This is a genomic window from Streptomyces sp. NPDC087844 (assembly GCF_044742785.1).
GTDB lineage: Bacteria > Actinomycetota > Actinomycetes > Streptomycetales > Streptomycetaceae > Streptomyces.
The window spans coordinates 89,243-115,367 of record NZ_JBIUVD010000019.1; the positions used below are offsets into that span (position 1 = coordinate 89,243).

Here is a 26,125-nt window from a genome sequence, read left to right on the forward strand (position 1 = left end):
CCCGGGGCGCCAGCACGGACAGGACAGCCCTCAGGGGACCGGCCGGACGAGGACCGACTCAGGCACATGACCGCACCGCTCCACGAGGCCCACCCGAGCAGTCCCGGCCGACGGCTGCCGGATACGCAACAGGGCATGCGCCGGCGCAACCTCTCACGGGTGCTGCACACACTGAACGCCGACGGGCCGCTGTCCCGTGCCGCCGTCGCCTCGCGCATCGGCCTGACGCGGGCGGCCGTCTCGACCCTCGTGGACGAGCTGATCCGCTCCGGACTCCTCGACGAGCTGGGCCCCGAGCGGCCGGGGCGGGTGGGGCGGCCCGGTTCGGCGCTGGCCCTGAGCGGACGCGGCCCGGCGGGGATCGGTGCGGAGATCGGCGTCGACCACCTCGCCGTGTGCGCGGTCGATCTGCGTGGCAAGGTGCGCGCGCGGGTCGTGCGGCACGGCACCAACCGCGGCCGTGCGCCCGAGCCCGTACTGAGTGAACTGACCGCGCTCATACGTCGGATCGTCGCCGAGGCGGACCAGGAGGGGCTCTGGCCGGCGGGTCTGGCCGTCGCCGTGCCCGGTCTGGTGGCGCGCGACGCCCGGACCGTGGTGCGCGCCCCGAACCTCGGCTGGCTCGACACGGACCTCGCTCCCCTGCTGCCGGACGTACTGCCGCTGACTGTCGACAACGAGGCGAACTTCGGCGGGCTGGCCGAACTCTGGCTCAACGCGGAGGCACCGCGCGACTTTCTGCACGTCTCAGCGGAGATCGGCATCGGCGGAGCCGTGGTCGTGGACGGGCGGCTGCTGCGCGGGACGCGCGGCTTCGCGGGCGAGTTGGGACATGTGCCGGTACGCCCTGAGGGACCCGCGTGCGCCTGCGGCGGTCGCGGCTGTCTGGAGCAGTACGCCGGTGAGGAGGCCGTGCTGCGCGCGGCCGGTCTGGAACCGGGACAGGACCGGGTCGGTCTGCTGGCCGAACACGCCGCGGGAGGCGACAAGAACGTACGGCGGGCACTGCGCGACGCCGGTACCGCACTGGGCATCGCGCTGACGGGTGCGGTCAATCTGCTGGACCCGGAGGCCGTCGTGCTGGGCGGGGCGCTCTCCGGGCTGGCGCCCTGGTTGCTGCCCTCGCTGGAGCGGGAGCTGGCTCGCAGGACGGCGGGTCCCGCCTGCTCGGTGTCGGTCTCCCGGCTCGGCCCGGAAGGCCCGCTGATGGGCGCCGCGCACTCCGTCGTGCGAGCCGTGCTCGACGATCCGGCGGCGGTGGGTGGCAGGGCGTAGGCCTGCAAGCAATCACCCTTACGAGTGGCCGATTTGTCCACAGTCACGGCGCTGTCCACGGACCTGGGCGGGCCTCTCCTCCTCAACCGGCGCGGCCCGTACCGTGTTTCACGTGAGGACAGCGCGACTACGAGTCCGTGCACGAAACCGGCGCAGCCCTGACTCGTTGAGCCTTGTCCCCACTGTCTGAACCGCACCCACCGTCTGAACCGCATCCGACGTCGTCTGAAGTGCATCCGCCGTCTGAAGTGCATCCGCCGTCTGTTCCAACCGCCGTCCCGAGGCTCGTACGTGTCCCGCCCCGCCGAGCGCGTCGTCCCTCCGAGAGGAATCCTGTGGACCGAGCCAAGTACCTGCCAGCCACCCTGCCCAGCCGGCGTCGCCTGCTCCAGAGTGCGGCCCTCGCCACGCTCTCCACCGCGCTGCTCCCCACCATGCGGGCGGGCGCGGCACCGCGGGGCCTCGACTACCCGCAGTCCGAGTGGTCCCCGGCGAGCACGTCCAACTACACCGTGGCCGATCGCCCGACAAGCCACCCCGTCGACTTCGTCATCATCCACGTGACACAGGCGACGTACTCGAACACCCTCGCCATCTTCCAGAACCCGAAGAAGCAGGTGTCCGCGCACTATGTCGTCAGGTCCGCCGACGGCCACATCGCGCAGATGGTGCGCGAGCGCGACATCGCCTGGCACGCGGGGAACTGGGACTACAACACCCGCAGCATCGGCATCGAGCACGAGGGCTGGGTGGACAAGCCGGAGTACTTCACCAACGCCCTGTACGAGGAGTCGGCGAAACTCACCGCGGCCATCTGTACCAAATACGCGATCCCCAAGGACCGCTCACACATCCTCGCCCACTACGAAGTGCCGGGCAGCGACCACACCGACCCCGGCCCGAACTGGGACTGGACGCGCTACATCAGACTCGTCAACTCCGCCTGAGGGGAAAGCTTGAGGGAAGAGCCTGAGGGGAGGGAGGCGTCCACGTGTCCCACCGAGCGTTGTGCGCGGCCGTTCGCACTGACCGCGCTGCTTGTCCGCGTCCGCCGCCCGAGTGACGATGTCACCAGCCGCATCACGTCCAGTCCCATCGCTTTACGGGAGGCCGGGTTGACCGATCCATGGGTGGCCTTGAATGCGGGCGCCGACCCTGTCGAGCGGGTTCGCGTGTTGCGCCGCGCCCACGAGACGTTCACCGAGGCGGGTACGGTCTCGCGACCGGTGCGGTCCGTGGTCGCCGACTCGTGGCGGCGTTCGGCGCGGGCCGGGGTCGGACCGGACGGCTCCGCGCGGGTGGAACTCACCGACGGAGACCTCGGCTCGTACCGGGCGGATCACCCGCTGGCCCCGGTGATGCCGCTGTTCCGTGAGCTCATGGGCACGTTCGCGTCGGACGGCGAGCACCTCCTCGCGGTCTGCGACGCGCAGGGCAGACTTCTGTGGGTGGAGGGCCATCCCGGCACCCGACAGAAGGCGGACGGTATGAACTTCGTGCCGGGCGCGCGGTGGGCGGAGTCCGCCATGGGCACGAACGCCCCGGGTACGGCGGTCGCGCTCGACCGACCGGTGCAGGTGTTCGCGGCGGAGCACTTCAGCCGGCGCGTCCAGCCGTGGACGTGCGCGGCGGCTCCGGTGCACGATCCGCGCACGGGACGGCTGCTCGGTGCCGTCGACATCACCGGCGGGGACGGGCTGGCGCATCCGCACAGTCTGGGGTTCGTGCAGGCCGTGGCGCGCGCAGCCGAGTCCCAACTGGCGCTGCTCACCCCGATACCGGCCGCCACCGACACCCTGCAGCTGACCGCTCTGGGCCGGGACGAGGCCCTCCTCGTGTCGGGCGGCCGCAAACTGCGCCTGAGCCGCCGGCACAGCGAGCTCCTGGTGCTGCTGTCCCTGCATCCGGAGGGCCTGACGGGCGACGAGCTGCTGTGCTCGCTCTACGAGGACGAGTCGGTGACACCGGTGACGCTGCGCGCAGAACTGGCGCGCCTGCGTCGGCTGCTCGGGGCCGGGGTCCTCGGTTCACGGCCCTACCGGCTCGCGGTTCCGGTCGAGTCCGATGTCGCGGTCGTGGAGCGCAGACTCGCCGCCGGCGCGATCACGGCGGCTGTGTCGCGGTACGCCGGGCCGTTGCTGCCCGGTTCCCAGGCCCCGGCGGTGGTGCGGCTGCGCCGACGGCTTGCGGACGGACTGCGCGCGGCCCTCGTTTCCGGCGGTGACCCCGACCTGCTGGCGTGCTGGGTCCAGGCGTCGTGGGGTGAGGACGACCTCGATGTGTGGAGGGCGCTTACCGCCGTGCGTCCGACGGCTCCGGTACGGGCGCGGCTGGCAGAACTGGAGGCAGAGCAGTCCGCGTAGCCATGGCGGGCACGGCATCGACGAGCACGACTACGACCAGGACCACGACCACGACCACGACCACGACCACGGCTACAGCTACAGCTACAGCTACAGCTACAGCTACGACCACACGACAACGACCGTTACCGCATCCCCATCTCGGCCCCTGCTGTCCTCCGCCCCGCCCCCGCCGCGCGGCGCCCGCCACCCGCCGCGCAACGTAACTGCAACCTCTTCGTCCCTACGCTCGCCGCGAGAGCTGTCCAACGGCGGGCGGCCCTTCCTCGGGAGGCAGAGCACATGACCCGTTACGCAGCGCCCGGCACCGAAGGCGCGATCGTCTCCTACCAGTCGCGGTACGACCACTTCATCGGCGGCGAGTACGTGGAGCCCGCTCGTGGGCAGTACTTCGAGAACCCGAGTCCGGTGAACGGGCAGCCGTTCACGGAGGTCGCGCGGGGCACGGCCGAGGACGTGGAGCGGGCCCTGGACGCGGCGCACGCCGCCGCACCCGCCTGGGGCCGCACGTCGGTGACCGCGCGGGCCGACATCCTCCTCAAGGTCGCCGACCGGATGGAGGCGAACCTGGAGAAGCTCGCCGTCGCGGAGAGCTGGGAGAACGGCAAGCCGGTGCGGGAGACCCTGGCCGCCGACATCCCCCTCGCCATCGACCACTTCCGCTACTTCGCGGGGGCGATCCGTGCGCAGGAGGGGTCGCTCGGCGAAATCGACGACGACACGGTGGCGTACCACTTCCATGAGCCGCTGGGCGTCGTGGCGCAGATCATTCCGTGGAACTTCCCGATACTGATGGCCGTGTGGAAGCTGGCGCCGGCGCTCGCAGCGGGCAACGCCGTCGTGATCAAGCCCGCCGAGCAGACGCCGGCGTCCCTCCACTACTTGATGAGCCTGATCTCGGACCTGCTGCCGCCGGGCGTCGTGAACATCGTCAACGGCTTCGGTGTCGAGGCGGGCAAGCCGCTGGCGTCCAGCGCGCGGGTGGCGAAGGTCGCGTTCACCGGCGAGACCACCACGGGGCGGCTGATCATGCAGTACGCCTCGGAGAACATCAAGCCGGTCACGCTCGAACTGGGCGGCAAGTCGCCGAACATCTTCTTCGACGACGTATGGGCGCAGGACGACGACTTCCGGGACAAGGCGCTCGAAGGTTTCACGATGTTCGCGCTGAACCAGGGCGAGGTGTGCACCTGTCCGTCCAGGGCGCTCGTCCAGCAGGGCCACTACAGCGAGTTCCTGGACGCGGCGGTCGCCCGTACAGAGCTGATCAAACCAGGTCATCCGCTCGACACCGAGACGATGATCGGCGCTCAGGCCTCCAACGACCAGTTGGAGAAGATCCTCTCCTACCTGGACATCGGCCAGCAGGAGGGCGCCAAGGTACTCACGGGCGGCCACCGTATCGAGTACGACGGGGAGTTGGCGGGCGGGTACTACGTACAGCCGACGATCTTCCAGGGCGACAACAGGATGCGGATCTTCCAGGAGGAGATCTTCGGCCCCGTCGTGTCCGTCACGTCGTTCACGGACTTCGACGACGCCATCAAGCTCGCCAACGACACGTTGTACGGACTCGGTGCCGGGGTGTGGACGCGGGACATGAACACGGCGTATCGCGCGGGGCGTTCGATCCAGGCGGGCCGGGTCTGGACGAACTGCTACCACGCGTACCCGGCGCACGCGGCGTTCGGCGGCTACAAGCAGTCGGGCATCGGCCGCGAGAACCACAAGATGATGCTGGAGCACTACCAGCAGACCAAGAATCTGCTGGTGTCGTACTCGCCGAAGAAGCTCGGCTTCTTTTAAACGCATGGAGGAAAGGCGCCTGAACTGGGCTTTCACCCGTCAGGCGCCTCTCGACCCGCTTGCGGCTGGATGGGAACTGGCCGCGTCGCGCTCGCCGCACGAAGCTTGCGCGAGTGCACCTCGCGCGCCTCGTGCACCTCACCGTCGTCGGTCCACATTGCAACGATCAGGATGCTGTGCGAGCGCATCCTGCAAGAACTCATCGAGGTCGAGGCGACCGAAGCCATCGGTGCCGCCCGAGGTGAGCACTCCGAGACGCGCACCACGTGGCGCAACGAGCACCGCGAGCGGCTGCTGACCACCCGGGTGGGCGACCTCGACCTCGACCTCGACCTGAAGATCGTGATCCTCACAGTGCGGACCGGGTCGCTCTTTCTTCGTTGCTGGAGCGGCGCCGGCCCATCTACCGGGCCCTGTTCGCCGAGCTGACATCGCGAGATCCTCGGAGTGATGGTCGGCGACAGCGCGTCGAAGCCGTTCTGGACGGAGTTCCTGCGCTCGCTGCGAGCCCACGGCCTGGATAACGTCCAACTCAACTGGTCATGTCATCTCCGACAGCCACAGCGGGCTAATGGCCGCGATCCGCCACGTGTTCCTCGGTTCGGCCTGGCAAAGGTGCCGGGTTCATTTCGTCCGAGACCTCTTCGGCGTGATCGAGAAGGGTTCGGGACAGAGGGTCGCGGCAACCTTGTTGCTTCTCGCCGGCCGACTTCGGTCAGCCGATGACGTCTCCGGGCGTCGCCTCCTGTGCGGGGGACAGCAGTCGGACCAGACCGCTCTCCGTGTAGGAGCCGAGCAGCAGAAGCTCACTGGTGCGTTCGGCGATCCGCTTGTCCGGCAGGTTGATCACCCACGGCTCCGAAGTCGACCTGGATCCCTTAGGCCGGCTTGCGTGCTTCCAGGAATTTCTGGACGTGCAGGATCCGCCCCACCCGGAGGTCGGCGGAGAAGAATTGATCGGCGGGGATCCGATCCTTGCGGTCTGTCATGACGTTCCGTCGTTCCGAACGTTCAGTACGTTCTCGCGGCTGGTCAGTACGTGGTCGATCAGGCCGTATTCAGCCGCCTGTTCGGCCGTGAGGATCTTGTCCCGCTCTATGTCCTTCTCTATCTGCTCCACCGGCCGGCCGGAGTGACGGGCCAGGACGGTCTCCACCAGCGTGCGCACACGCTGGATCTCGCGGGCCTGGATCTCCAGATCGGAAATCTGTCCGCGCTCTCCCCCGCTGTGGGGTTGGTGCAGCAGTACGCGTGCCCCTGGCAGTGCGGCGCGTTTTCCGGGAGTGCCGGCGGCCAGGAGGATGGCAGCGGCGGAGGCGGCCTGACCGAGGCAGACTGTCTGGATGTCGGGCTTCACGAACTGCATCGTGTCGTAGATCGCTGTCATGGCGGTGTGGGAGCCGCCCGGCGAGTTTATGTAGAAGGCGATGTCCCGATCCGGGTCCATGGATTCGAGACAGAGGAACTGCGCCATGACGTCGTTGGCGGATGTGTCGTCGATCTCCGCTCCGAGGAACACGATGCGCTCCTCGAAGAGCTTGGAGTACGGGTCGTACTCACGCGTTCCCTGTGCCGTGCGTTCGACGAAGCGGGGCACTATGTACCGGGCCTGCGGTGGCGTACCGCCGAATGCAGCGGCCGGACGATCATGCAGGGCCATGGTCTCGGTTCCTTCTGATGTCGGGTGTGACTGCGGTGGCCGACGCGGTCGGCCCGGATCGGTCCCTGATGGGTGAAAGGGTCCTTGCCGAGCCGTTGTCCGTTCAGGACACGAGCGTGCCACCGGCCCCCGAGACACCGGACGCAGACTTCATCACCGAGTCGATGAGCCCGTACTCCGCGGCTTCCTGGGCCGTGAACCACTTGTCGCGGTCCGAGTCCCTGGTGATCGTGTCGATGTCCTGTCCGGAATGCTGGGCGATCAGCGCCGCCATCTCCTGCTTGGTGCGCAGCAGTTGTTCGGCGTAGATTTTGATGTCAGTGGCCGAGCCACCGAGTCCGGCCGACGGCTGGTGCATAAGGATCTTGGTGTTGGGCAGGGCGTACCGCTTGCCCTTTGCGCCGGCGGTCAGCAGGAACTGGCCCATGGATGCGCAGAAGCCCATGGCGATCGTCACCACGTCGTTCTTGATGTAGTGCATGGTGTCGTACACGGCCATTCCCGCAGTGACCGAACCACCAGGAGAGTTGATGTAGAGGTAGATGTCTTCACTGGATTCCGCGGCGAGCATCAGTAACTGTGCCGTGAGCTTGTTCGCGATGTCGTCATCGACTTCCTTGCCGAGGAAGACGATGCGGTCGCCCAGGAGTCGGCTGAATACCTGGTCACCCATTGCCATGCCACTGATGCCGCTCTCGCCCCGCGGCATCCGTGAGGAAGAAGAATATTCGCGCGCTAAGGTCACTGAAACCCCCAGAGATAATGGAGGCGGTGCTTGTGGCAGCCGCCCGGCGTCTTTCCCTTTCCTAAGTATCCGCTGTCGCAACATGCCGAATATGACGGCCTTTTGGTTAACTGCGGATACCGTCTCGACGCTAACACGGCAGTCGTGACGTGTCCTCGATTCGACAGCTACTTCGCTGACAGCAGAGGACCGTCAGGCGGCGGACTCGGCGGTGTCCCGGAATCGAGTGATGGCTGAAATGTGTTGTGCTCCTTTCCGTGGCTCGTGCGTGTAACCAGTGGTGGATGCGCAGGTCATCACCGTGCCGCCCCGCCTGATGACGTTGACGGAGGCTCCGAAGGTGTCTCGGCCGGGGTGTTCCAGCACGATGTCGACGTCCTCGCCACCGGTGAGCTCGCGGATGCGGCTGCGGCTGCGGCTGCCGCTGCCGAACCGTAGCCACGCACGCGGGTTCTGCGTCCCGTCCACGTTTCAGAACCGGTAGTCCTCGGCGCTGCGGTCGATCACCGCGTCCGCGCCCACCGTGCGGCACAGATTCGCCTTCGCCCGGTCGGACACCACGCACACCGGTCGGGCGCCGCAGGCCAGGGCGAGTTGGGCCGCGTACGAGCCCAGCTCCCGGCCACCCCCCTCCCCCGGACCAGTACGTTGTCGCCCTGTTTCAGGTCGGCGCCGCTGCGGCTGACCGGTTGACGGCAGGCGGCAGGCGGCAGGCGGTAGGCGGTGAAGTGTGCCAGTTCCGACCCGGATGCCTCCTGCGATGTCAAGTGCCGCACCGTGGGCACCAGTTGGTGGGACTTGACGAGAGCGATCTCGATCGGGACACCGGGTTGCGCAGCCGCCGGTGCTCGGCCCCGTCAGCGGTGCCCATGTACTGGGCATTGGTGATCTTCATCAGGGGCCGACCTTCGAGGACTTCACCGCGCTGCAGGGCTCCCCGGTCGCCGCTGTCCGTCGAGAAGCTCGGGTCCTCGAAGATCTGCTGGGCGACGGCGTGGCGGCTGACCGCCCGGACGCGCACACCGATCCCGTCGACCGGTACTACGGCTCCGGCCGCAAGCAGCCGCGCGGCCTCCGCCCCGGCGTCCCTGGCGTCGGCGGCGAACGGAGCGAGGGCACGCAGCGGTTGGGACAGATCCATCATCCACTCCTTCGAAGAGTGCGCAGACCCGTCCGGCCGACCGACCCGCGGGCACGCGTACGCCCGCCCGCGGGTCGGCCCTCAGCCGTCATGGGGTGCGGTCAGCCCAGTGGGGGCCAGGTGAGAACCGCTTCGTTCTGGCTGGTGAGCTTGGACAGCGGCACGAACCGAAAGTAGAGGTCACGCGCCAGGGCGGGGCGGAAGCCCTCCAGCTGCTCGGTCTCGCTCAGCGCACGGGCCGCGGCGACCAGTCCCTCGGTCCGCGGTCTGCGCTCGTCCTCGTAGCCGCGCAGCGCCGCGACCGGGTCCGCTGTCGCGCGCAGATGCTGGGCGAGGACGACGGCGTCCTCGATGGCCAGCGCCGCCCCCTGGCCCAGGCTCACGAGCATCGGGTGGGCCGCGTCGCCGAGCAGGGTCGTGCGTCCGGTGCCCCACCGCTGGAGGAACGGGCGGTCCTGGGCGGTGATGTGGACGATCGATTCCTCGGGGGTGGTGCGGATCGCCTCCCGCACCTCGTCGGCCCAGCCCGCGAAGAGGCCCGCGAGCCCCTCCTTGCCGCGCCGCAGGTGTCCGGAGGCGCCCGGGGGCACGTTCTTCGTCGCCCACCAGTAGGCGCGACCGTGCCCGATGTCGGCAAGACCGAAGCGCTGGCCCCTCCCCCAGTAGTGCGCCGCGTAGCCCTTGCTCATCCGCGGGTGGGTGAAAGGCACCGTGGCGAGCCAGCACGCGTAGTTGCCGGGCCGCGGTTCGTCGGCGCCCGCCACCTGCCTGCGGATCGCCGAGTTGAAGCCGTCCGCCCCGATCAGGACGTCGCCCGAGGCGGTCCTGCCGTCCTCGAAGGTGACCTCGACCCCGTCCTCGCCGCTGACGAACTCCGCTGCCGCGGCACCGAGTTCGATGACGTTCCCGTCCCCGAGGGCGTCCAGCAGCGTCTGCTGGAGATCGGCCCGGTGAACGGCGTAGTTCGACGCCCCCAGCCGTTCCGAGATCTCCCTGAACGGAAGCGCCCTGATCGGACGGCCCCGCCGGGTGAGGAACTTGAGCTCGTCGAACACCGCACCACGCTTCTCCAGGCCCGGGGCGATGTCGATGTCGAGGCTGCGCAGCGCCAGGACCGCGTTGCACATCAGCGACACCGCCGTGGTACCCGGCCGCAGCTCGGGAGCCCGCTCGAAGACCTGTACCTCGACGCCCACACCGCGCAGCGCCGCGGCGGCCGCGAGGCCGCCGACACCCGCTCCGATGATGAGGGCCTTGCGCCGGGGGGACTGCGTCATTTCCCACTCCTCTCCGGCAGTCGTCGGCCCGGTCGGCCGGCCACCGCCTGTGCCACCTTCTCGGCAACGACGTTCACGTGCGGTTCGTCCAGGAGCACCAGGTGGTCACCGGGGACGTCGACCACCTGGAGCCGGCCCGTTATCAGGTCGCCCCAGCCGTTGGTGGGGTCCTCATGCAGGCTCTGTGCTGCTCCGTGCATCGGCTGGAGGATCTCCGGCAGCTCCGAGGTCGCGCGCAGCAGCACCACGTCCTCGTCGCCCGGTTCGGGCTGGTAGCTGAGGATCGCCCGCCAGTGCGCCTTGAACATCCGGAACAGGCGCCGCACGGTGGTGCGCGAGCTGCCTGCGGGCAGGACGCCTGCCTGCGTGGCGTGTCCGACGATGAAGTCGAACTTCGCCTCCTCCGCCAGACCGTCCGGCAGCGGGACCACCGGTGCGGTGCCACCGCGCTCCATCCACAGCAGCTCCCAGAAGAACCACTCCAGCAGCGAGTGGTCGGCGATGTCGGGCCGCTCCCCCCGCTTGACAGCGATCGGGTCGATCAGCACGGTGGCGTGCAGGGCGCCCGGGTCACTGCGGCGCAGCCGGCGCGCCATCTCGAAGGCGATGAACCCGCCGAAGGACCATCCTCCGATCACGTACGGCCCTTCGGGGCACGCCCGCCGCACGGCCTCCAGGTAGCCCGCCGCCATCTCAGGGATCGAAGTGAGCGGCTCCGTGCCCGGCACGGTCCCCCACGCCTGAAGCGCGTAGACCGGCTGGTCCTGCGGTAGGTGACGGGCGAGACGTACGTAGCACAGCACGTGGCCGCCCAGCGGATGGACCAGGATCAGCGGCGGTTTGTCCCCCTCGGTGCGGATCGGCACGACCGGGTCGAACCGGGCCGCCGCGTCACCGCCCCGCAGGCGTTGGGCCAGCCCGGCGACGGTCGGGGCGGCGACGAACGCCGAGAGCGGAACGCCGACGCCGTAGCGCTTCTCGATCGTCATCACCAGCCGCATCGCGGTCAGTGAGGTGCCCCCGATGTCGAAGAAGTTGTCCCGCACGCCCACCGCGGGCAGTTCCAGCAGCTCCGCCAGGATGCCCACCAGCACCCTCTCGTACTCGTCGGCGGGTTCGGTGGCGTCCGACGACGGCGCGGCCAGCGGCATGCGGCGCAGCAGCGCGTCGTCCCGCTTGCCGCTGGGCGTCAGAGGCAGGCTCGCCAGCCACTCCAGGTGCGAGGGCATCATGTAGTCCGGCAGCACCGCCCGCAACCGGCTGCGCACCTCGTCCAGGTCCACGGCCTCGGGGTCGCCGACGAGGAACGCCGCGAGGAACGCGTCGCCGCCCTCCCGGCGCCGCGACACCACCGCCGCCTCGCGGATACCGGACGCGGACTGCTCCTCGGCGAGCTTGGCGATGGCCAGTTCGACCTCGGCCGGCTCGACGCGGAAGCCACGCACCTTCACCTGGGAGTCGGCGCGGCCCAGCCATGCGAGGTTGCCGTCCGGCATGACCCTGGCGAGGTCGCCCGTGCGGTAGAGGCGGGCGCCCGGCTTTCCGGACGGGTGCGGTACGAACCGCTGCTCGGTCAGGTCGGGCCGGTTGCGGTAGCCGTGGGCCAGGCACACCCCGCCGACGTAGATCTCTCCCTTGGCGCCCACCGGGACCGGCCGCATGAGGCCGTCGAGCAGGTGCAGCTCGATGCCGTCCACGGGGACACCGACGGGCGGCAGGTCGGGGAAGCGGGCCGGGTCACCGGTCATGGTGTGGTGGGTCAGCAGGTGGGTCTCGGTCGGCCCGTACTGGTTCTCCAGTACGGTGTCCGGCCGCGCGGCACAGAACTGGCGGATCTCGTCGGTGATCCTCAGCTGCTCACCGGAGGAGATGACCACCCGCAGGGCACTCGGGCGGATGCCCAGCGCCTGGGACGTCTCCGCGAGCTGCTGGAGCGCCACGTAGGGCATGAAGACGCGTTCCACCTCCTCACGGTCCAGGAGCCGCAGCAGGGCCGGCATGTCCCGCCGCTCGTCCTCGGCGAGCAGTTGCAGGGTGCCGCCGCCGCACAGCGTGGAGAAGATCTCCTGGAACGCCACGTCGAAGCTCAGGGGTGCGAACTGAAGGGTCTTGCCGCCCGCCGCGCCGCTGGCCGAGGGCACCTGCCACCGCATGTAGTTGGCGAGGACCCGGTGCGGGAGTTCGACGCCCTTGGGCTCGCCGCTGGACCCGGAGGTGAACAGCAGGTAGGCGACGGTCTCACCGGTGATCTCCGGCAGTTCCGCGACACCTGCCGGATCGGGTTCCGTCGCCAGCAGCTCATCCACGTACAGCAGTCGGGAGGGGTCGTCGAAGAGCGGTACGTGCGTCTCGTTGGTGACGATCCACAGCGGGTCGGCCTGGGCGATCATCGCCGCGAGCCTGGCACGCGGGTAGCCGGCGTCGAGGGGGACGCAGGTGGCTCCGGCCTTCCCGACCCCCAGTACGGTGGCCAGTGTCTCGGGCGAACGGTCCATGGCGATGCCGATGGCGGTGCCGGTGCGCACTCCGGCTTCGATCAGGGCGTGGGCTATCCGGTTCGCGGCGGCGTCGAGCTGGGCGTACGTCCAGCGGCGCGCGCCGCAGCTGACGGCCACCGCCTCGGGTGTGCGGGCGACGTGCTCGCCGATCAGACGGATGACGTGCGCGGGCGCGTCGGCCCCGCTGCCCGCGCCGGGGACGGTCCGCGGCGCGGCCTGCGCAAGCCCGTCGCTCAGGAAGGCGAAGTCCACGTCCTCTTCGGGGTGCTCGATGATCCGCAGGAGGACGGCCACGTACGTCTGTCCGATGCTCTCCACCTGGGAGCGCGAGAACGTGCGTCCGTCGCAGTCGATCCGCAGCCACAGGCGTTCGTCCACCGGGTCGACCACCGCGTTGACCAGGAGCTTGAAGTTCGTCTCCTCCCAGGTCCTGAAGTCGGTCAGTTTCATGCCGGTGCCCTCGAACAGCGAGGTGAGCACGTGCGGATGGACGTAGTTGAAGGCGGTGTCGAAGACGGTGTTCCCGCCGCGGTCCTCCTGGATCGCGCTCAGCGGATAGCGGCGGTGGGGATGGCTGGCCCGCTCCTGTTCGTACACCTCGCGCGCCGAGTCCAGCCAGGAACGCGGCTGGACGTTCAGCCGCAGCGGCAACGTCTCCAGGAACAGTCCGGTGATCCGTTCGGCGTCGGCCTGCTCCGGCCGTCCGCCGGTGACAAGCCCGGTCGTGATGTCGTGCGTGTCGGAGAACAGCCGCAGCGTCAGGCAGTGCGCCGCGAGCAGCAGGGACTTGACCGGCAGGTTGTGGGTGCGTGCCAGACGGCCCACCTGGTCGGCCAGGCCGTCCGGAAGCTCCAGCCGGTGCACGATGAGCCCCGTGTCGCCCACGGGCTCGTACGGCCTGAGACCGTCGATCTGGGCCAGTTCGGCACCGTCGAGCAGCCGCTGCCAGTACCGCTTGCTCTCCTCGGAGGCCAGGGCCCTGCGCTCCTCGCGCACGTACAGGGCCGGCGAGGGCAGTGCCTGCGCCGGGACGGCGGCGACGGGCTGCCCGGCGTGGTGGAGGAAGTCCTGGAGCAGTTCGCGCACCAGCGTGGCCACGCTCCAGCCGTCCAGGATCGCGTGGTGGAAGCTGAACACCAGCTCCAGGGAGTCGCGCAGGACGTGCATGCGGAACAGGTACAGCGGCGGCCGGTCCAGACCGTACTCGTGGTACCGCCGTTCCTGGACGTGCCGGTCCAGCTCGTCCTGCGCCTCCTGCTCGCCCAGACCGCGCAGGTCCGCTATCTGCAGCCCGCCGTCGGCCTCCCGGTACACGAGCTGGAGCGGCTCGGAGTAGCCGCCGAGGTCGAAGGCGGAGCGCAGCACCGGGTGCCGCCGGACCAGCTCGTCGAACGCGCGACGCAGCGCCTGCTCGTCCCACGGCGACTTCAGCGAGTAGCGGAAGACGTCGTGGTAGACGGCCGACCCCTCGTGCTCCCCGCTGTGGTACAGCAGGCCCAGGTGCAGCCGGGTGGCCGGGTAGGCGTCCTCAAGGCCGGTCAGCCGTGCCCGGTCGATCCCCGGGACCAGGGCGAACGGTTCCAGCGGTGTGTCCGTGGCCTCCTGAGACACGGTCGTCGCGACCACGGCGAGCGCGGCGACCGTGGGGTTGCGGACCATGTCGGCCAGGGTGAAGTGGACGCCCGCACGCCGTGCCTCCGCCTGGATGCGGAGCATCAGGATCGAGTCCCCGCCCAGGGAGTAGTAGTCCTGGTCGGTCCCGATCGCGTCGGTCCCCAGGACGGCCGCCCAGGCCGCCGCCACCTTGACCTCGGTCTCGGTGGACGGCGCCCGCGCCCCGGCGCCCGTCTCCACCGCGGGGGCGGGCAGCTGCCGCCGGTCGGCCTTGCCGTTCGCCGTGAGCGGTATCCGGTCGATCCGCACGAAGTACGCGGGGACCATGAATCGAGGCAGGGTTTCGAGGAGATGGGCGCGCAACCGGGCCGCCCCCACTTCTTCGTCGGCCACGTAGTAGCCCACCAGGTGCACGCCGCGGCCCGGCTCGGTCCGGTCCACGACGAGGGCGTCCCGGACGCCCGGACAGTCCACCAGGCGATCGCGCACCTCGCCCGGTTCGACCCGGTTGCCGCGGATCTTGACCTGGTCGTCAAGTCGCCCCAGGTACTCCAAGGTGCCGTCCGACAGCCAGCGCGCCCGGTCCCCGGTCCGGTACATGCGCCCGCCCGGCGTGAACGGGTCCGCCACGAACACGGCGGCGTCCAGCTCGGACCGGTCCAGGTAGCCGCGCGCCACGCCGACGCCCGCGATGCACAGCTCGCCGGCCATACCCGCGGGCTGCAGGTGCCCGTGCGCGCCGACCACGTACAACCGGATGTTGTCGATCGGCCGCCCGATCGGTACCCGGCCCACTTCGCCGTCCGTGCCGCCGGGGCATACGTAATGGGTGACGTCGACCGTGGCCTCGGTCGGGCCGTAGAGGTTGACCAGCAGGGGAGTCGCGGCGCCGGCGTCGGCGAACACCTGGTTGAACCGCGCCACCTGAGCGGGCGTCAGGGCTTCTCCGCTGCAGAACACCTGGCGCAGGGAAGCGGCGTCCGCCACCCGGGCCGGGTTCTCCTCGATCCGGTCGAGGAACGGGCCGAGCATCGACGGCACGAAGTGGGCCACGGTCACGCGGTGCGCCCGCACCGTACGGAGGATGGCTTCCGGGTCGCGTTCCCCCCGGGGCGGCAGCAGCGCCAGGCCGGCCCCGGTGATCGCCCACCAGAACAGCTCCCACACCGAGACGTCGAAGGTGGCCGGCGTCTTCTGCAGCAGGACGTCCCGCTCGCCGACCGGGTAGCAGCGCTGCATCCACTCCAGCCGGTTCACCACGGAGCGGTGCTCGACCCGCACGCCCTTGGGCCGTCCTGTGGACCCGGAGGTGTAGATGACGTACGCGAGGTCGTGCGGCCCGCCCAGAGCGACGGGTCCGGCGGGTGCGGCGGACGCGGCGGGCGCGACGGGTGCGACGGGTGCGGCGGGTGCGGCGGGCGCGGCGGGCGCGGTCGCCTCAAGGCGCCGTACGGACACGGCGTCATCCACCGGGGCGGCGGGCACGGTGCTGCCCAGCAGCACCGCGGCGGCCCCGCTGTCGGCGAGCACGAACCGGACGCGCTCCTCGGGATGGTCCGGGTCGACCGGGACGTACGCGGCGCCTGCCTTGAGGACGCCCAGGACCGCGGCGACGAGCTGCGGGCCGCGCTCGGCCAGCACGGCGACCCGGTCGCCCGTGCGCACGCCGTCCTCGCGCAACTGGTGCGCGATGTGGTTGGCCCACCCGTCGAGGCGGGCGAAGGTCAGCGACTGGGCGGGGTCGTCGACGACGACGGCCATCCGGTCGGGAGTCCTTGCCGCCTGCCGCTCGAAGAGCGCGTGGACGGTCGCGTCCTCGCTGAACGTGTTCACCGGGCCGGTGCCCGTCGCGAGCAGGGCGGCACGTTCGGCTTCGCCGACCATGGGGATCTGCGACAGCGTCAGGGCCGCCCCCGCGAGCGCGCCCTTGAGGATCGCCTCGATGTGGCCGGCCACCGACTCCACGGGGAAGTCGGCGTCGAACACGTCGAGGGCGTAGTCCATGTCGACCAGGACGTCGCCGACGTCGTCCAGTTCGTTGACGACCACCGCCAGCACGTCGTCGTCGTGGGCACGCGCCTGCACGACGGTCTCGTACTCCACGCCCTGGACCGCAAGTGGACTGGGCCAGCGCAGATAGGCGATGGTGGTGTCGAACAGCCGCTTGGGGCCGCTCTCCTGCAGCGGTACGCAGCGCAGCAGGTCGCCCAGGGAGAAGCGTTCGTGGGGCTTGAGTTCCCGGGTCGATGCCTGCACCTCGGCGACGAGCTCACTCATCGTACGGTCCTCGCCGGCTGCCACCCGCAGCGGCAGGGTGTTCGCGAAGTGGCCCACGGTCTGCTTCTGCGGAGCGGTGGGCCGGTTCAGCAGTGGTACGCCCAGGACGACTTCGTCGCTGCCGTGCACCCGCGACAGGTAGACGGCGAAGGCACCCGCGACGAACGCGAAGACCGAATGGCCGCGTCCACGGATGCTCTCGATGACACCGCGTTCGATCATGAAGCTGTGGCGGGCGCTGCTCCGGGAGCCGGCCGGGGCCGAGCGGCGGAAGAGGGCCGGGGAGACACCCCGCAACTGCTGCTGGAAATAGGCCCGGTCATCCGCGTAGTCGTCCGAGGCACGGTAACGGCGCTCGTCCTCCGCGAATTCCAGGTACGACGGCACGGACGGCTCTTCGAACCGCCCGGTCCTTCGTATCCGGTCGTATTCGGCGCGGACTTGGGACATGAAGAGGTTCAGGCCCCAGGCGTCAGCGACGATGTGGTGCACCTTGACGTAGGAATGAAGGACTCCCTCGCCTTCCTTGAGGATCGCGAGCGTGAACAGCCGGCTGCGTTCCACCTCGAAAGGCACGTCGAACGCGTCTTTGATCCACACCTCGCAGGAATCCCGCGGCGATGGGGTGTCGGAAAGATCGATCGTCGGGATGTCGTAAGCCTCATCCTCGACCCACTGGCGCGGAGTTCCCTCCTCCGGGTCGATCCGGATCCGGAACGCATCGTTGCGGTCGACCGCACGGCGCAGGCACGCCTTGAGGAGGTCGACGTCCACGTCACCGGTGAACCGGTCGGTGATGAAGCAGTTGAACTGCGGGAGATCTGGAAAGATAGAGTTCGCAGCCCAAATATCCTGCTGGTAGGCCGTGAGGGAGTTACGCTCCCGTCGATTCACGATCGCTCCATTTTCCTCGGCTCTTGCCTTCATTTCCTGAGCTGTTCGGGTGTCTCCTCCGATGCCCCACGCTCGCCGCGGCCGACGCCTTGCACCCGTATCAGCCGCCGCTCTCCGCGGCGATGGTGCTGCCGTGGTACCAGGGGTTTCCTGCAGCCTCTGATATGAGGTTGCGCGACTTCGTCTCCCGCGCCCTGCCCAGATCGAGGGTGAGGTACTGGACGAACTCCAGAGCGGTGAAGTACTGCCGGATGAAAGTCGACTGGTCGAGTACGATCTCGGTGACGGTGACCTTTTCGTTCTGCGGGATCGGTGCAGTCAGTAACGACACCAGATCCTTCCGCTTGGCCCGGGTGTATTCGCCCTCTTCCGTGTCGGCGAAGACGAGGATGCTGTGCCTGCGCTCGGGGTCGGTGAGCGTGGCCACCTCGCTGTGGCAGAACTCGTGGAAATAGTTGCGCGTCGCCGGCACCATGGCGATCTCGTTGAAGTGCATCTTGGCCAACTTCAGCAGGCTCTCGTGCCACTTGGGTGAACCGAGCATGATGACGTTGGCGTTCTCGCTGCGCGAGGCGGCGTCCGCGGCCAGGGCACGCAACTCCGGGGTGAAGTCGGTCCGCAGGTTTTCGGCCAGGGAACGGACCTCGGGCCCGTAGTCCTTGTCCAGCAGACCGAGCTGCAGGAACATGTCGACCAGGATCGAGAAGTACTGGCCTACGTGGAACAGCGGGTACTCGCGGTCCGGCTTGCTCAGCGTCCAGCGCGCGATGGACACGCCGTGCTCCTCGCCCAGCTCGCCGAGCCGGCCGCCCGAGGTGAGCAGCAGCACCCGGTCGTGCATGGGGCGCAGCGCGTGGAAGGCACGGACCGGCTCGTTGGAGTGGCCGCTGTACGAACTCAGGATGATGAGCGTGTGCTCGTCCTCGATCACCGCGCGCGGAACGAGGTACTCGAAGTCGTAGTCGTTGAAGACATACACTTCGAGGTCGCTGCGGATCGAGTTGAAGAACACCTTTATCACGTCCGACACGATGGCCGAGCAGCCCATTCCGCTGAAGACGATGCGCGTGAAGTGACCGTCCTTCAGTCTCTTTGAAAGGTCGGAAGAGATGCCGGATAAATCATACTCATCGAACTTCGTGAACCCTGTGTGGTACTCCTGCTCCAGGAACTCCTGGTAGCGCTCAAGGCGTGATCGCATAGTATTCCTCTTCCTAGGAAGTTGATGGAGTGCTGGCGATTCCAGCAGGAGCGCAGGAGCGCAGGAGCGCGCGTGCGCCCCGGTCGTACACCGAGTGCTTCACCACATGAACTGACCGCCGTCCACGATCAGTTTCTGCCCCGTGATGTACGTGGCCCCCTCGCCCACCAGGAATTCCAGCGCGTCCGCCATCTCGTCGGTGGCACCTATCCGGCGCTGCGGTATCTCATTCAGCAACGCATCCATGTACTCCGGCTTGGCCAAGCGGTAGCGTGTACGCATTTCTTCCGTGTCGATCATTCCCGGAATGAGGCAGTTCACGCGGATACTCGGAGCGAGTTCCATGGCCAGGCACTTGGTGAGATGAAGCATCCCGGCTTTACTCGCACAGTAGTTGGCGCCGTTCATCCGGGGTCGGATCGCCGTGGTCGCACCGATGTTGACAATGGAACCGCCGCCGGCCTCCAGCATGACCGGGGCGAAGGCTCGTGTCATATAGAACGGGCCGGACAGATTGGTGTCCAGTACCTGGCGCCAGTCGGAGTCGGAAATTTCAAGCACCGGACCGTCGATATTGAGACCGGCATTGTTCACCAGGACCTGCGGGACTCCGTGCTCGGTCCGTACGAGTTCAGCGAGTTCGGCGACTTCGTCCGGGTCGGACACATTCGACCGTACGACGGACAGCCCCTTCTCCACCTCTCGCAGAGCGAGATTCGCACACTCTTCGTCACTGCGATACGTGGCGAGCACCCGGAATCCCATCCGGGTCAGACGGTGACTGAAAGCGAGACCGATTCCTTTGGTTCCGCCGGTAACGATGGCAAGCCGGTCAGGTGCATTCACTCAAACTCCCTTTCTTGGATGCGGCGCCGAGGACACGAACAGGGCTCGCCACCCCGCCCCGACACCGAGGAAGCGGGAAGGCGGGTGGGGTGACGACAGGGCTGCCGGTGATGCGGTCCGGATCGGGTGTGGGCAGCGCGGTGCGGGCCGCGCACAGCGCCGTTGCGCGGAGCCGCACGGAGCCACACGGAGCCGCACGGATGCGTGCAACTCGCACACACGCGTGCAGCGTGGAGGGAAGGGACGGGCCTGCAGGTTGGCGCACGGCGCCCGGGTGAGGGATGCGGGAACGCATGGGTGCACGGACATGAGGACCCGAAGGGTGCGTCACACGGGCGCAGGGCCCGTCGAGGCGATCTTGCCGCGTCCTGACGGGTGGCCACCCCGTGTCAGACGGTCGGAGTTGCCCGCCTGACGGATCGGCGGGGCGGCATGGAACGGACCGGACTCACCGGGCGATGGGCTTGCGGGCACGCAGGATGACGTCGAAGCGGCCTGGGTACTGGCGGTCCATCGGCTCGAAGCCCGCTTCGGTGTACCACTGCTCGAATTCCTGCGCCGTGTAGATACGACCCTCGGGTGACGCGACCGCCTGGACGTACCCCGCCATGAACGCGGCGTGGGCAGGCCCGGTCTCGTCGTCGTCCTGGGCACACGCGACGATCACCATGTGACCGCCCGGCTCCAGCGCGCGGTACGTCTTCGCGAAGAGGTCGCGGACCTGATCGGGCGACCAGATCTCAAGGAAACGGGAGTAGACGACGCAGTCGTGGGACGAGGGGAACTCGTCCTTCCAGATGTCGGTCCCGACCGCGTTGATGCGCTCGGAGAGGCCCGCCTCGGCGATGCGGGCGGCGGCCATCTCCGCCACGTTGGGCAGTTCGAGGAGGGTTGCCTGAAGATGCGGCCAGCGCTGCGCGAACCCGATGGAGTTGGTCCCGGTGCCTCCGCCTACGTCGAGCACCTTCTTGTACGACGAGAAGTCCACGGCGTTGACGAGGTCCTCGACCACCGAGCGACTCTGGTGTTCCATCATGGCCGTGAAGACCCGCTCCAAATTCTTGTCCTCACCGAGGAGCTCATAGAGCGTGGTCGCCGGGGAGTCGGCGAGGAGTTCGCGATGCAGCCCCTCGTTCTCGTTGTTCACCAGCGACTCGTGGAGCCAGCCCATCGGCTGGTACAGCATTTCGTGGGTGTAGCGGACTATCACCGGCATGAACGCGTCCTGATCGCCGGCCAGCAGGTCGGTGGCCGCGGTGTTGTGGTAGCCGTTGCCCTCCTTGCGTGCGAGGTCGAACGCACAGCACCCGAGGAGCAGCACATGTCCGGCACGTTCCTGCAGCCCGAGCTCGGCGGTGATCTCTTCAAGGCTGCTGCCCGGCCGGTTCTTGAGCAGGGTGAAGAGTTCAAGACGCAGAGCGGCGTGCATGAACGGGAACCTGAAGCTGGTGTACACCAGATTCCACAGCTCGTCCAAGGCCGTATCCGAAGATTCCTTCATAGTTTGCCCTCCACGTTTCCAGCAGGTCGCGAGCAAGCGCTTCCGGCTATGGAATAGTCACATTCCACAGCGTGCAGTTCTCTTCGGTTGATGCTCAATGCGAAATAGACATACCTCGCACCCTCAGCACCCGAAGTCGGGTCCTCGAAGTTGCGCGGTGGGGCGTGGTCACGTCAGGGCGACGGCTGGTCGTCCTGACGGCTTCCGACCCCGGCCCGCCGGGCCCGGAAGCCATGCCGCGACGGCGGCGTACGACGGTCGATCGGCAGCGTGCACCGCATAACTTTCGAGGACCCGAAGTCGGAACACAGGTCACGCGATGCTGCAGCCGTTCGCCCCAGCTCGGCGCTACGCAGACGGGGTCCGCCCCGTGGAACGACATCGACATGAATGGAAGGTTTCACCACGACCGTTCACGTAGTTGACGCTCACAACCACAGACTTAACTTCACCTGCAGCAATCACACAAGAGTTCGCAGGACTCCCACCTGCACCGGTGGCGCGAATCGCGCGATGCGCGACCACGAACTCCCTTGTTCAGCGAGGTCCGACGGTCGGCAACGGAACAAATTCCGATTCGATTCTGTCTGAAAATATCTTACGCCCGAAGATCCGAGGTCGTGTTGAGGTCGTGTCCTGCAGAACGGTGTGGCGACATGATCTTACTGATCGCCTTCCTACGACTCACCGGAGTACTCGCCCGTTGTTTTCGCGCGAGAGGCACTTCTTTCCGTGCAGCCGAAAAAGGCCCTGGACAAGCCGCATCGTTGCAGGTCAGAAGCATTTCTCGCGTCATGAAAACCCGAGGTTGACATGGAAATCGGGTAGTTGTGCGGGTGGGGGTGCGACATTAGAGTGAGCGGCCGTGCTCGGAGTGGTCGGCGGGGGCCGGTAACCCGGGCCTGAGGGAGAGGAATTCCGTCGTGACCGAGACCGAGAAAGCCACCGCCGATCCCGCGATACCCAACAGATCCGCGATACCCAACGGAACAGACCGGCCCGACAGCCTCAGCGGGATCGAGGTGCTCGCCTCACTCAGCCCCGACTTCGACGCCGACCCGTACGCCGCCTACCGCCGGCTGCGCGAGCGCGGTCCGGTGCACCAGGTGGTGGGGCCCGACAGGGGGGTGGTGTGGGTCGTGGTCGGGTACGAGGCCGCGCGCGAGGCCTTCACCTCCCCACTGCTGAGCCGGGACTGGCAGCGCGAGTACCGGCAGCCCGACTGGAGCCCGCCGTACGCCCTGAACATGCTCGGCAACGCCAACATGCTGATGAGCGACCCGCCCCACCACACCCGGTTACGGAAGCTGGTGGCGCAGGAGTTCACGGCGCGGCGGGTCGAGAGGATGCGAGGGCGCGTCCAGGAGATCACCGACGAGCTGCTGGACCGCATGACGGCGGACGGAGCACGCCGCGCCGACCTCATCGAGGCGTTCGCCTCCCCGCTCCCCATGATCGTCATCTCCGAACTGCTCGGCGTCCCCGGCCTGGACCGCGCCTCCTTCCACGCCTGGTCCAACGAGACCCTCGCACCCACCAGCCCCGAGGCGGAGAAGAAGGCGTACGAGCAGGTCATGCCGTATCTCACCGGGCTCATCGCCGCCAAGCGCGAGAGCCCGGGGGAGGATCTGCTCAGCGCCCTCGTCCACACGGTCGACGAGGGCGGCGACCGGCTCACCGAGGACGAGCTGGTCTCGTTGGCCTTCCTGCTGCTCGTCGCCGGGCACGAGACGACGGTCAACACGATCGGCAACGCGGTGCGCGCGCTCCTCGCGCACCCCGAGCAACTGGCGGCCGTACGGGCCGATCCGGCCGGACTGGCGGTGGGGCTGGTGGAGGAGACGCTGCGCTACGACGGGCCGGTGGCGACCACCACGCCGCGCATCGCCCTGGAGGAGACCGAGATCGGCGGCGTACGGGTGCCGCGCGGTGCCATCGTGCTGATCGCCATGGCCGGCGCGGACCGTGACCCGGCGCGCTTCCCCGATCCGGAACGCTTCGACGTATGGCGCGAGGGAGCCCGGGGCCATCTCTCCTTCGGACACGGGATCCACTTCTGCCTGGGCGCCCCCCTCGCCCGCCTTGAGGGCGAGTTGGCGCTGCGCGCGCTGCTGGAGCGCTGCCCGGACCTGGCGGCGGACGGGGAGCCCGGGGAGTGGCTCCCGGGAATGCTGATCCGGGGGAGGCGGAGCCTGCCGGTGCGGTGGTGACCCGCCCGCCGCGGGCGGGCTGACGGGCGGGTGAGCGGTCGCGGCACGCCGTTCGCGCAGGTCAGCGGGGACTGTCAGCGGCGGGTCCACACCGTCCGCAGTGCTGCGACAGAGGCGTCACGCACCGGACAGGAGAGAGGCGGTCGTCATGACCGCGACCTGCTGCCGGCAAGCACCAGGAAGGGGCTCTTCCTTGCCCACCGGCGCGACGGGGCAAGGGAGTTCGAGGAGCCGCTCTTCCCCGACCAGGCCGTGTACGCCGAGGCCATCCACGCGCGGCACCCGGGCGGGCCCCGGCTGCTCGCCTCCGGGACAGCGCGCACTGGGGCCCGGCGTCTTCCACTCCGCCGACCTCGGCGCCGGCCGGCAGGAGCCCGAGCGGCCCGCCGTGCGCTTCCCGCAGGGCACCGGGGACTCGCGCGAGCGGATGTGACAGCTGAGATCCCGGCGACGACTACGACTACGACTACGACGACTACATGATCACGAGTTCCGCACAGAAGAAGCGCTCGTCCCGGCGTTTCCTTGTCCGCTCAGCCGGCCGTGCGTCAACACCGATACGCGTGCGACACGGACCATCCGACCGGCCCACAGGCGATGGTCGGCAAGCGAAGACTGCACCTCAGGCGCACGCCAAGATTCCGTTGGCGTCGGCGCGTGGACGCCGGGAGCAGTTGTGTAGTCACTACAGTCCGTTTGCATGACGACGGTAACGACACGCACGGTCACCTATCCGGCCGACGGCCTGACCATGGTCGGTCACCTTGCGCTCCCGGCGGGTAGCGGCCGTCGCCCTACGGTTCTGCTCGGGCCCGAGGGACCAGGGCTGAACGACTTCCAACGGCGCCGGGCCGACGCACTGGCCGAACTCGGCTACGTCACCCTGGCCTTCGACATCAATGGAGGGCGCTGGTTCACCGACCCCGAGGAGATGCTGGCGCGCATCACCCCACTGCTCCGCGACCCCCTGCGTATGCGGGACATCGGCCACGCGGCACTCGACGTCCTGCGCGCCGAACCACGCACCGACCCCGACCGGATCGCCGCCGTCGGATACGGCACCGGAGGTGCGATCGCGCTGGAACTCGGCCGTGACGGCGTCGACCTGCGTGCGATCGGCACGGTCAACGCAGTCACCACCGGCCGACCGGGCGAGGCGAAGCGCATCCGGTGCCCGGTGTGGGCCGGGGTCGGGTCGGAGGACCCGATCATGCCGCCGGCGCAGCGCGAGGCGTTCGTCGCCGAGATACAGGGCGCGGGTGTCGACTGGCGTCTCGTGCTGTACGGGGGCGCGGTGCACGCCTTCCACCACCCTCCCGTCGACCAGGTGGTGGTCCCCGGAGTCGGCCACCACCCGCGGCACGCCCAGCGCGCTTGGCGCGACGTCGTGGGCCTGCTCGCCGAGTGCCTGCCCGTGGCGGAGTGAGACCGCGGAACGGAGCCGTGCGGCTGCCTCACTGCTCGTCTCGCGCGGAGCTCGGCGGTGATCCTCGGGCTCCGTAGGTGCCGTCCGACTCCGAGACGCACCACCCGTATCCGGGCGGCCAGCCGTGCGTCGGCGGCCTGCCGGGCTGCCCGGTCCGCGGCTGTCCGCCGCCAGCAGAAGAAGTGCGAGCGGCTGACGCCGAGGATGCTGCACAGCCGCTTCACGCCGTAGCGGCGCTGGAGGTCGGCGACTCACTGGAAGCGGTTCACCGGCGCGTCTCCCCGGCGAGATACTTCGCGGCCTTCCGCAGGATCTCGCGTAACTCCTCAAGCTCGCGGCCTTTCATCCGCAGGGCCGCGTTCTCCGCTTGCAGCGGGGGCGGCGGCTGGGCCGGTTCCTGCGCCCGGCGTCCCCGTGGACGACTCGCTCCGGCAGCACTCGCCCAGTTCCGCAGAGTCTCCGGGTTGATCCCGAGGTCGACCTCAGGCCGTTTCGTGTCGATCGGCGCGCGCTTGAGCCATCAGGAGCAGCAGCCATGCCGACATCGCTACAACGAAGATCGCGATGAGCGGCGACAGGCTGCCTCGCTTGAGGAAGAAGATAAACAGCTCTGGTCCGTTCGTCAGCGCCACCAGGCCCAACAGGGTCAAGGCACCGATGGCGACCATTCCGAACAGCCGCTGTGCCCAGTGGCGAGCTACGGATCGGGCTCTCACGTGGTACCGATGGTTCATCTTCGTGCCTCCGCCCGCTCGATGAGTCAGATCCTGTCAGCCACGCGCGGTCGCGGCTACAGGCCCTTACCGTGCAGTCATGGCCCCTGTTCCGTTATTCCGTGGGGCAAGTTCCCCGCTGTCGCAGAGCATCAACCGGCTCTCTGGTGGCTGCAGTTCACAGCCAACATCGGACGAGCCTCCAACACGATCGACGCGTACCGGCGTACCGGCGTACCGGCGGTCGGTCGGGCGGGGATCACCTGCGGTTCTGTGCAGCGGAAGGCACGCCCCCTCCTGCTGGTCCGACGCCGAAGGAACTGGGCACCGCACGCGCCTTCATCACCCTCACCGACCTGCGCAGGAAGCCACCCGACCGCCCGGATCGACCGTCACCACGCGCTCACTGCAGTGCGCCTTCCAAAGCGCCCTGATGATCGGAGACCCACTGATACGCCCTCTGGACTTCCCTCACCACCCCGGCATCACGGAGCCGGACCATAGCGACGTCACCCGCATCGGCCTCAGCTTCGATGCCACACCAGCACCGGTCCTGCCACCACAGGACCGTGGACACAAGACGTTGCCGCTCCGACAACTCGTAACTGTCAGCAATAAGCCTCATGTGCCGAGCCGCCTCCCCAACCTCGACCACGGCAGGGCTCCACTCCAGCCACC

The 26,125-nt window shown here is 68.6% G+C and carries 17 protein-coding genes and 2 pseudogenes; 8 read left to right on the forward strand and 11 right to left on the reverse strand.

Annotated features, from left to right (window positions below; translation table 11 throughout):
- Nucleotides 1-66 precede the first annotated feature (66 nt).
- The 6 genes and pseudogenes from ACIOKD_RS30655 to ACIOKD_RS30680 form a co-directional block, all read left to right on the forward strand.
- Nucleotides 67-1,275, forward strand: coding sequence for an ROK family protein (locus tag ACIOKD_RS30655; RefSeq protein WP_402090430.1), 1,209 nt, complete (start codon nucleotides 67-69; stop codon nucleotides 1,273-1,275).
- A gap of 335 nt (nucleotides 1,276-1,610) precedes the next feature.
- Complete coding sequence (locus ACIOKD_RS30660) at nucleotides 1,611-2,222, forward strand: N-acetylmuramoyl-L-alanine amidase (RefSeq protein WP_402090432.1); 612 nt, start codon at nucleotides 1,611-1,613, stop codon at nucleotides 2,220-2,222.
- A 168-nt stretch (nucleotides 2,223-2,390) separates the two neighbouring features.
- Complete coding sequence (locus ACIOKD_RS30665) at nucleotides 2,391-3,638, forward strand: GAF domain-containing protein (protein WP_402090434.1); 1,248 nt, start codon at nucleotides 2,391-2,393, stop codon at nucleotides 3,636-3,638.
- A 282-nt stretch (nucleotides 3,639-3,920) separates the two neighbouring features.
- Complete coding sequence (locus tag ACIOKD_RS30670) at nucleotides 3,921-5,444, forward strand: aldehyde dehydrogenase family protein (RefSeq protein ID WP_402090436.1); 1,524 nt, start codon at nucleotides 3,921-3,923, stop codon at nucleotides 5,442-5,444.
- Nucleotides 5,445-5,615: 171 nt separating this feature from the next.
- Nucleotides 5,616-5,873: a transposase gene (locus ACIOKD_RS30675; protein ID WP_402090438.1), complete on the forward strand. Its 258-nt coding sequence runs from the start codon at nucleotides 5,616-5,618 to the stop codon at nucleotides 5,871-5,873.
- A gap of 142 nt (nucleotides 5,874-6,015) precedes the next feature.
- Nucleotides 6,016-6,075 (forward strand): annotated as a pseudogene (locus ACIOKD_RS30680) (hypothetical protein); the annotation flags it as partial.
- Nucleotides 6,076-6,159: 84 nt separating this feature from the next.
- Here the strand turns inward: ACIOKD_RS30680 and ACIOKD_RS30685 are convergent.
- The 10 genes and pseudogenes from ACIOKD_RS30685 to ACIOKD_RS30730 all read right to left on the reverse strand — a co-directional run bounded on the left by ACIOKD_RS30685 (nucleotide 6,160) and on the right by ACIOKD_RS30730 (nucleotide 21,098).
- Nucleotides 6,160-6,294, reverse strand: a complete 135-nt coding sequence (locus tag ACIOKD_RS30685) for a hypothetical protein (protein WP_402090563.1) — start codon at nucleotides 6,292-6,294, stop codon at nucleotides 6,160-6,162.
- A gap of 135 nt (nucleotides 6,295-6,429) precedes the next feature.
- Nucleotides 6,430-7,104, reverse strand: a complete 675-nt coding sequence (locus ACIOKD_RS30690) for an ATP-dependent Clp protease proteolytic subunit (protein ID WP_402090440.1) — start codon at nucleotides 7,102-7,104, stop codon at nucleotides 6,430-6,432.
- Between the two features lie 103 nt (nucleotides 7,105-7,207).
- A complete protein-coding gene (locus ACIOKD_RS30695; RefSeq protein WP_402090442.1) occupies nucleotides 7,208-7,813 on the reverse strand; it encodes an ATP-dependent Clp protease proteolytic subunit in 606 nt (201 codons plus the stop codon).
- A 297-nt stretch (nucleotides 7,814-8,110) separates the two neighbouring features.
- Nucleotides 8,111-8,664: pseudogene (locus ACIOKD_RS30700) on the reverse strand (zinc-binding dehydrogenase); the annotation flags it as partial.
- Nucleotides 8,613-8,993 carry a hypothetical protein gene (locus ACIOKD_RS30705; protein ID WP_402090444.1) on the reverse strand — a complete coding sequence of 127 codons (381 nt, stop codon included), beginning with the start codon at nucleotides 8,991-8,993 and terminating at the stop codon, nucleotides 8,613-8,615. The gene ACIOKD_RS30705 and the pseudogene ACIOKD_RS30700, both read right to left, overlap by 52 nt.
- Before the next feature lie 98 nt (nucleotides 8,994-9,091).
- Nucleotides 9,092-10,267 (reverse strand): FAD-dependent monooxygenase, encoded by a 1,176-nt coding sequence (locus ACIOKD_RS30710; protein ID WP_402090446.1) that lies wholly within the window; start codon nucleotides 10,265-10,267, stop codon nucleotides 9,092-9,094.
- A complete protein-coding gene (locus ACIOKD_RS30715) occupies nucleotides 10,264-17,550 on the reverse strand; it encodes an amino acid adenylation domain-containing protein (RefSeq protein ID WP_402090448.1) in 7,287 nt (2,428 codons plus the stop codon). Before ACIOKD_RS30715 ends, ACIOKD_RS30710 begins: the two co-directional genes overlap by 4 nt.
- A gap of 100 nt (nucleotides 17,551-17,650) precedes the next feature.
- The gene (locus ACIOKD_RS30720; protein ID WP_402090450.1) at nucleotides 17,651-18,751 is read right to left on the reverse strand and encodes an SIS domain-containing protein; all 1,101 of its coding nucleotides are present in this window, start codon (nucleotides 18,749-18,751) and stop codon (nucleotides 17,651-17,653) included.
- 99 nt (nucleotides 18,752-18,850) lie between these two features.
- Nucleotides 18,851-19,597: an SDR family NAD(P)-dependent oxidoreductase gene (locus tag ACIOKD_RS30725; protein ID WP_402090452.1), complete on the reverse strand. Its 747-nt coding sequence runs from the start codon at nucleotides 19,595-19,597 to the stop codon at nucleotides 18,851-18,853.
- A 448-nt stretch (nucleotides 19,598-20,045) separates the two neighbouring features.
- Nucleotides 20,046-21,098: a methyltransferase gene (locus ACIOKD_RS30730; protein ID WP_402090454.1), complete on the reverse strand. Its 1,053-nt coding sequence runs from the start codon at nucleotides 21,096-21,098 to the stop codon at nucleotides 20,046-20,048.
- A gap of 1,016 nt (nucleotides 21,099-22,114) precedes the next feature.
- Here ACIOKD_RS30730 and ACIOKD_RS30735 point away from each other — a divergent pair.
- Nucleotides 22,115-23,308 (forward strand): cytochrome P450, encoded by a 1,194-nt coding sequence (locus ACIOKD_RS30735; protein ID WP_402090557.1) that lies wholly within the window; start codon nucleotides 22,115-22,117, stop codon nucleotides 23,306-23,308.
- A gap of 700 nt (nucleotides 23,309-24,008) precedes the next feature.
- Nucleotides 24,009-24,734: a dienelactone hydrolase family protein gene (locus ACIOKD_RS30740; RefSeq protein WP_402090455.1), complete on the forward strand. Its 726-nt coding sequence runs from the start codon at nucleotides 24,009-24,011 to the stop codon at nucleotides 24,732-24,734.
- Between the two features lie 482 nt (nucleotides 24,735-25,216).
- Here ACIOKD_RS30740 and ACIOKD_RS30745 read toward each other — a convergent pair whose 3' ends face one another.
- Entirely contained in the window at nucleotides 25,217-25,402 is a 186-nt protein-coding gene (locus ACIOKD_RS30745; protein WP_402090457.1) for a hypothetical protein, read from the reverse strand.
- Between the last annotated feature and the right edge of the window lie 723 nt (nucleotides 25,403-26,125).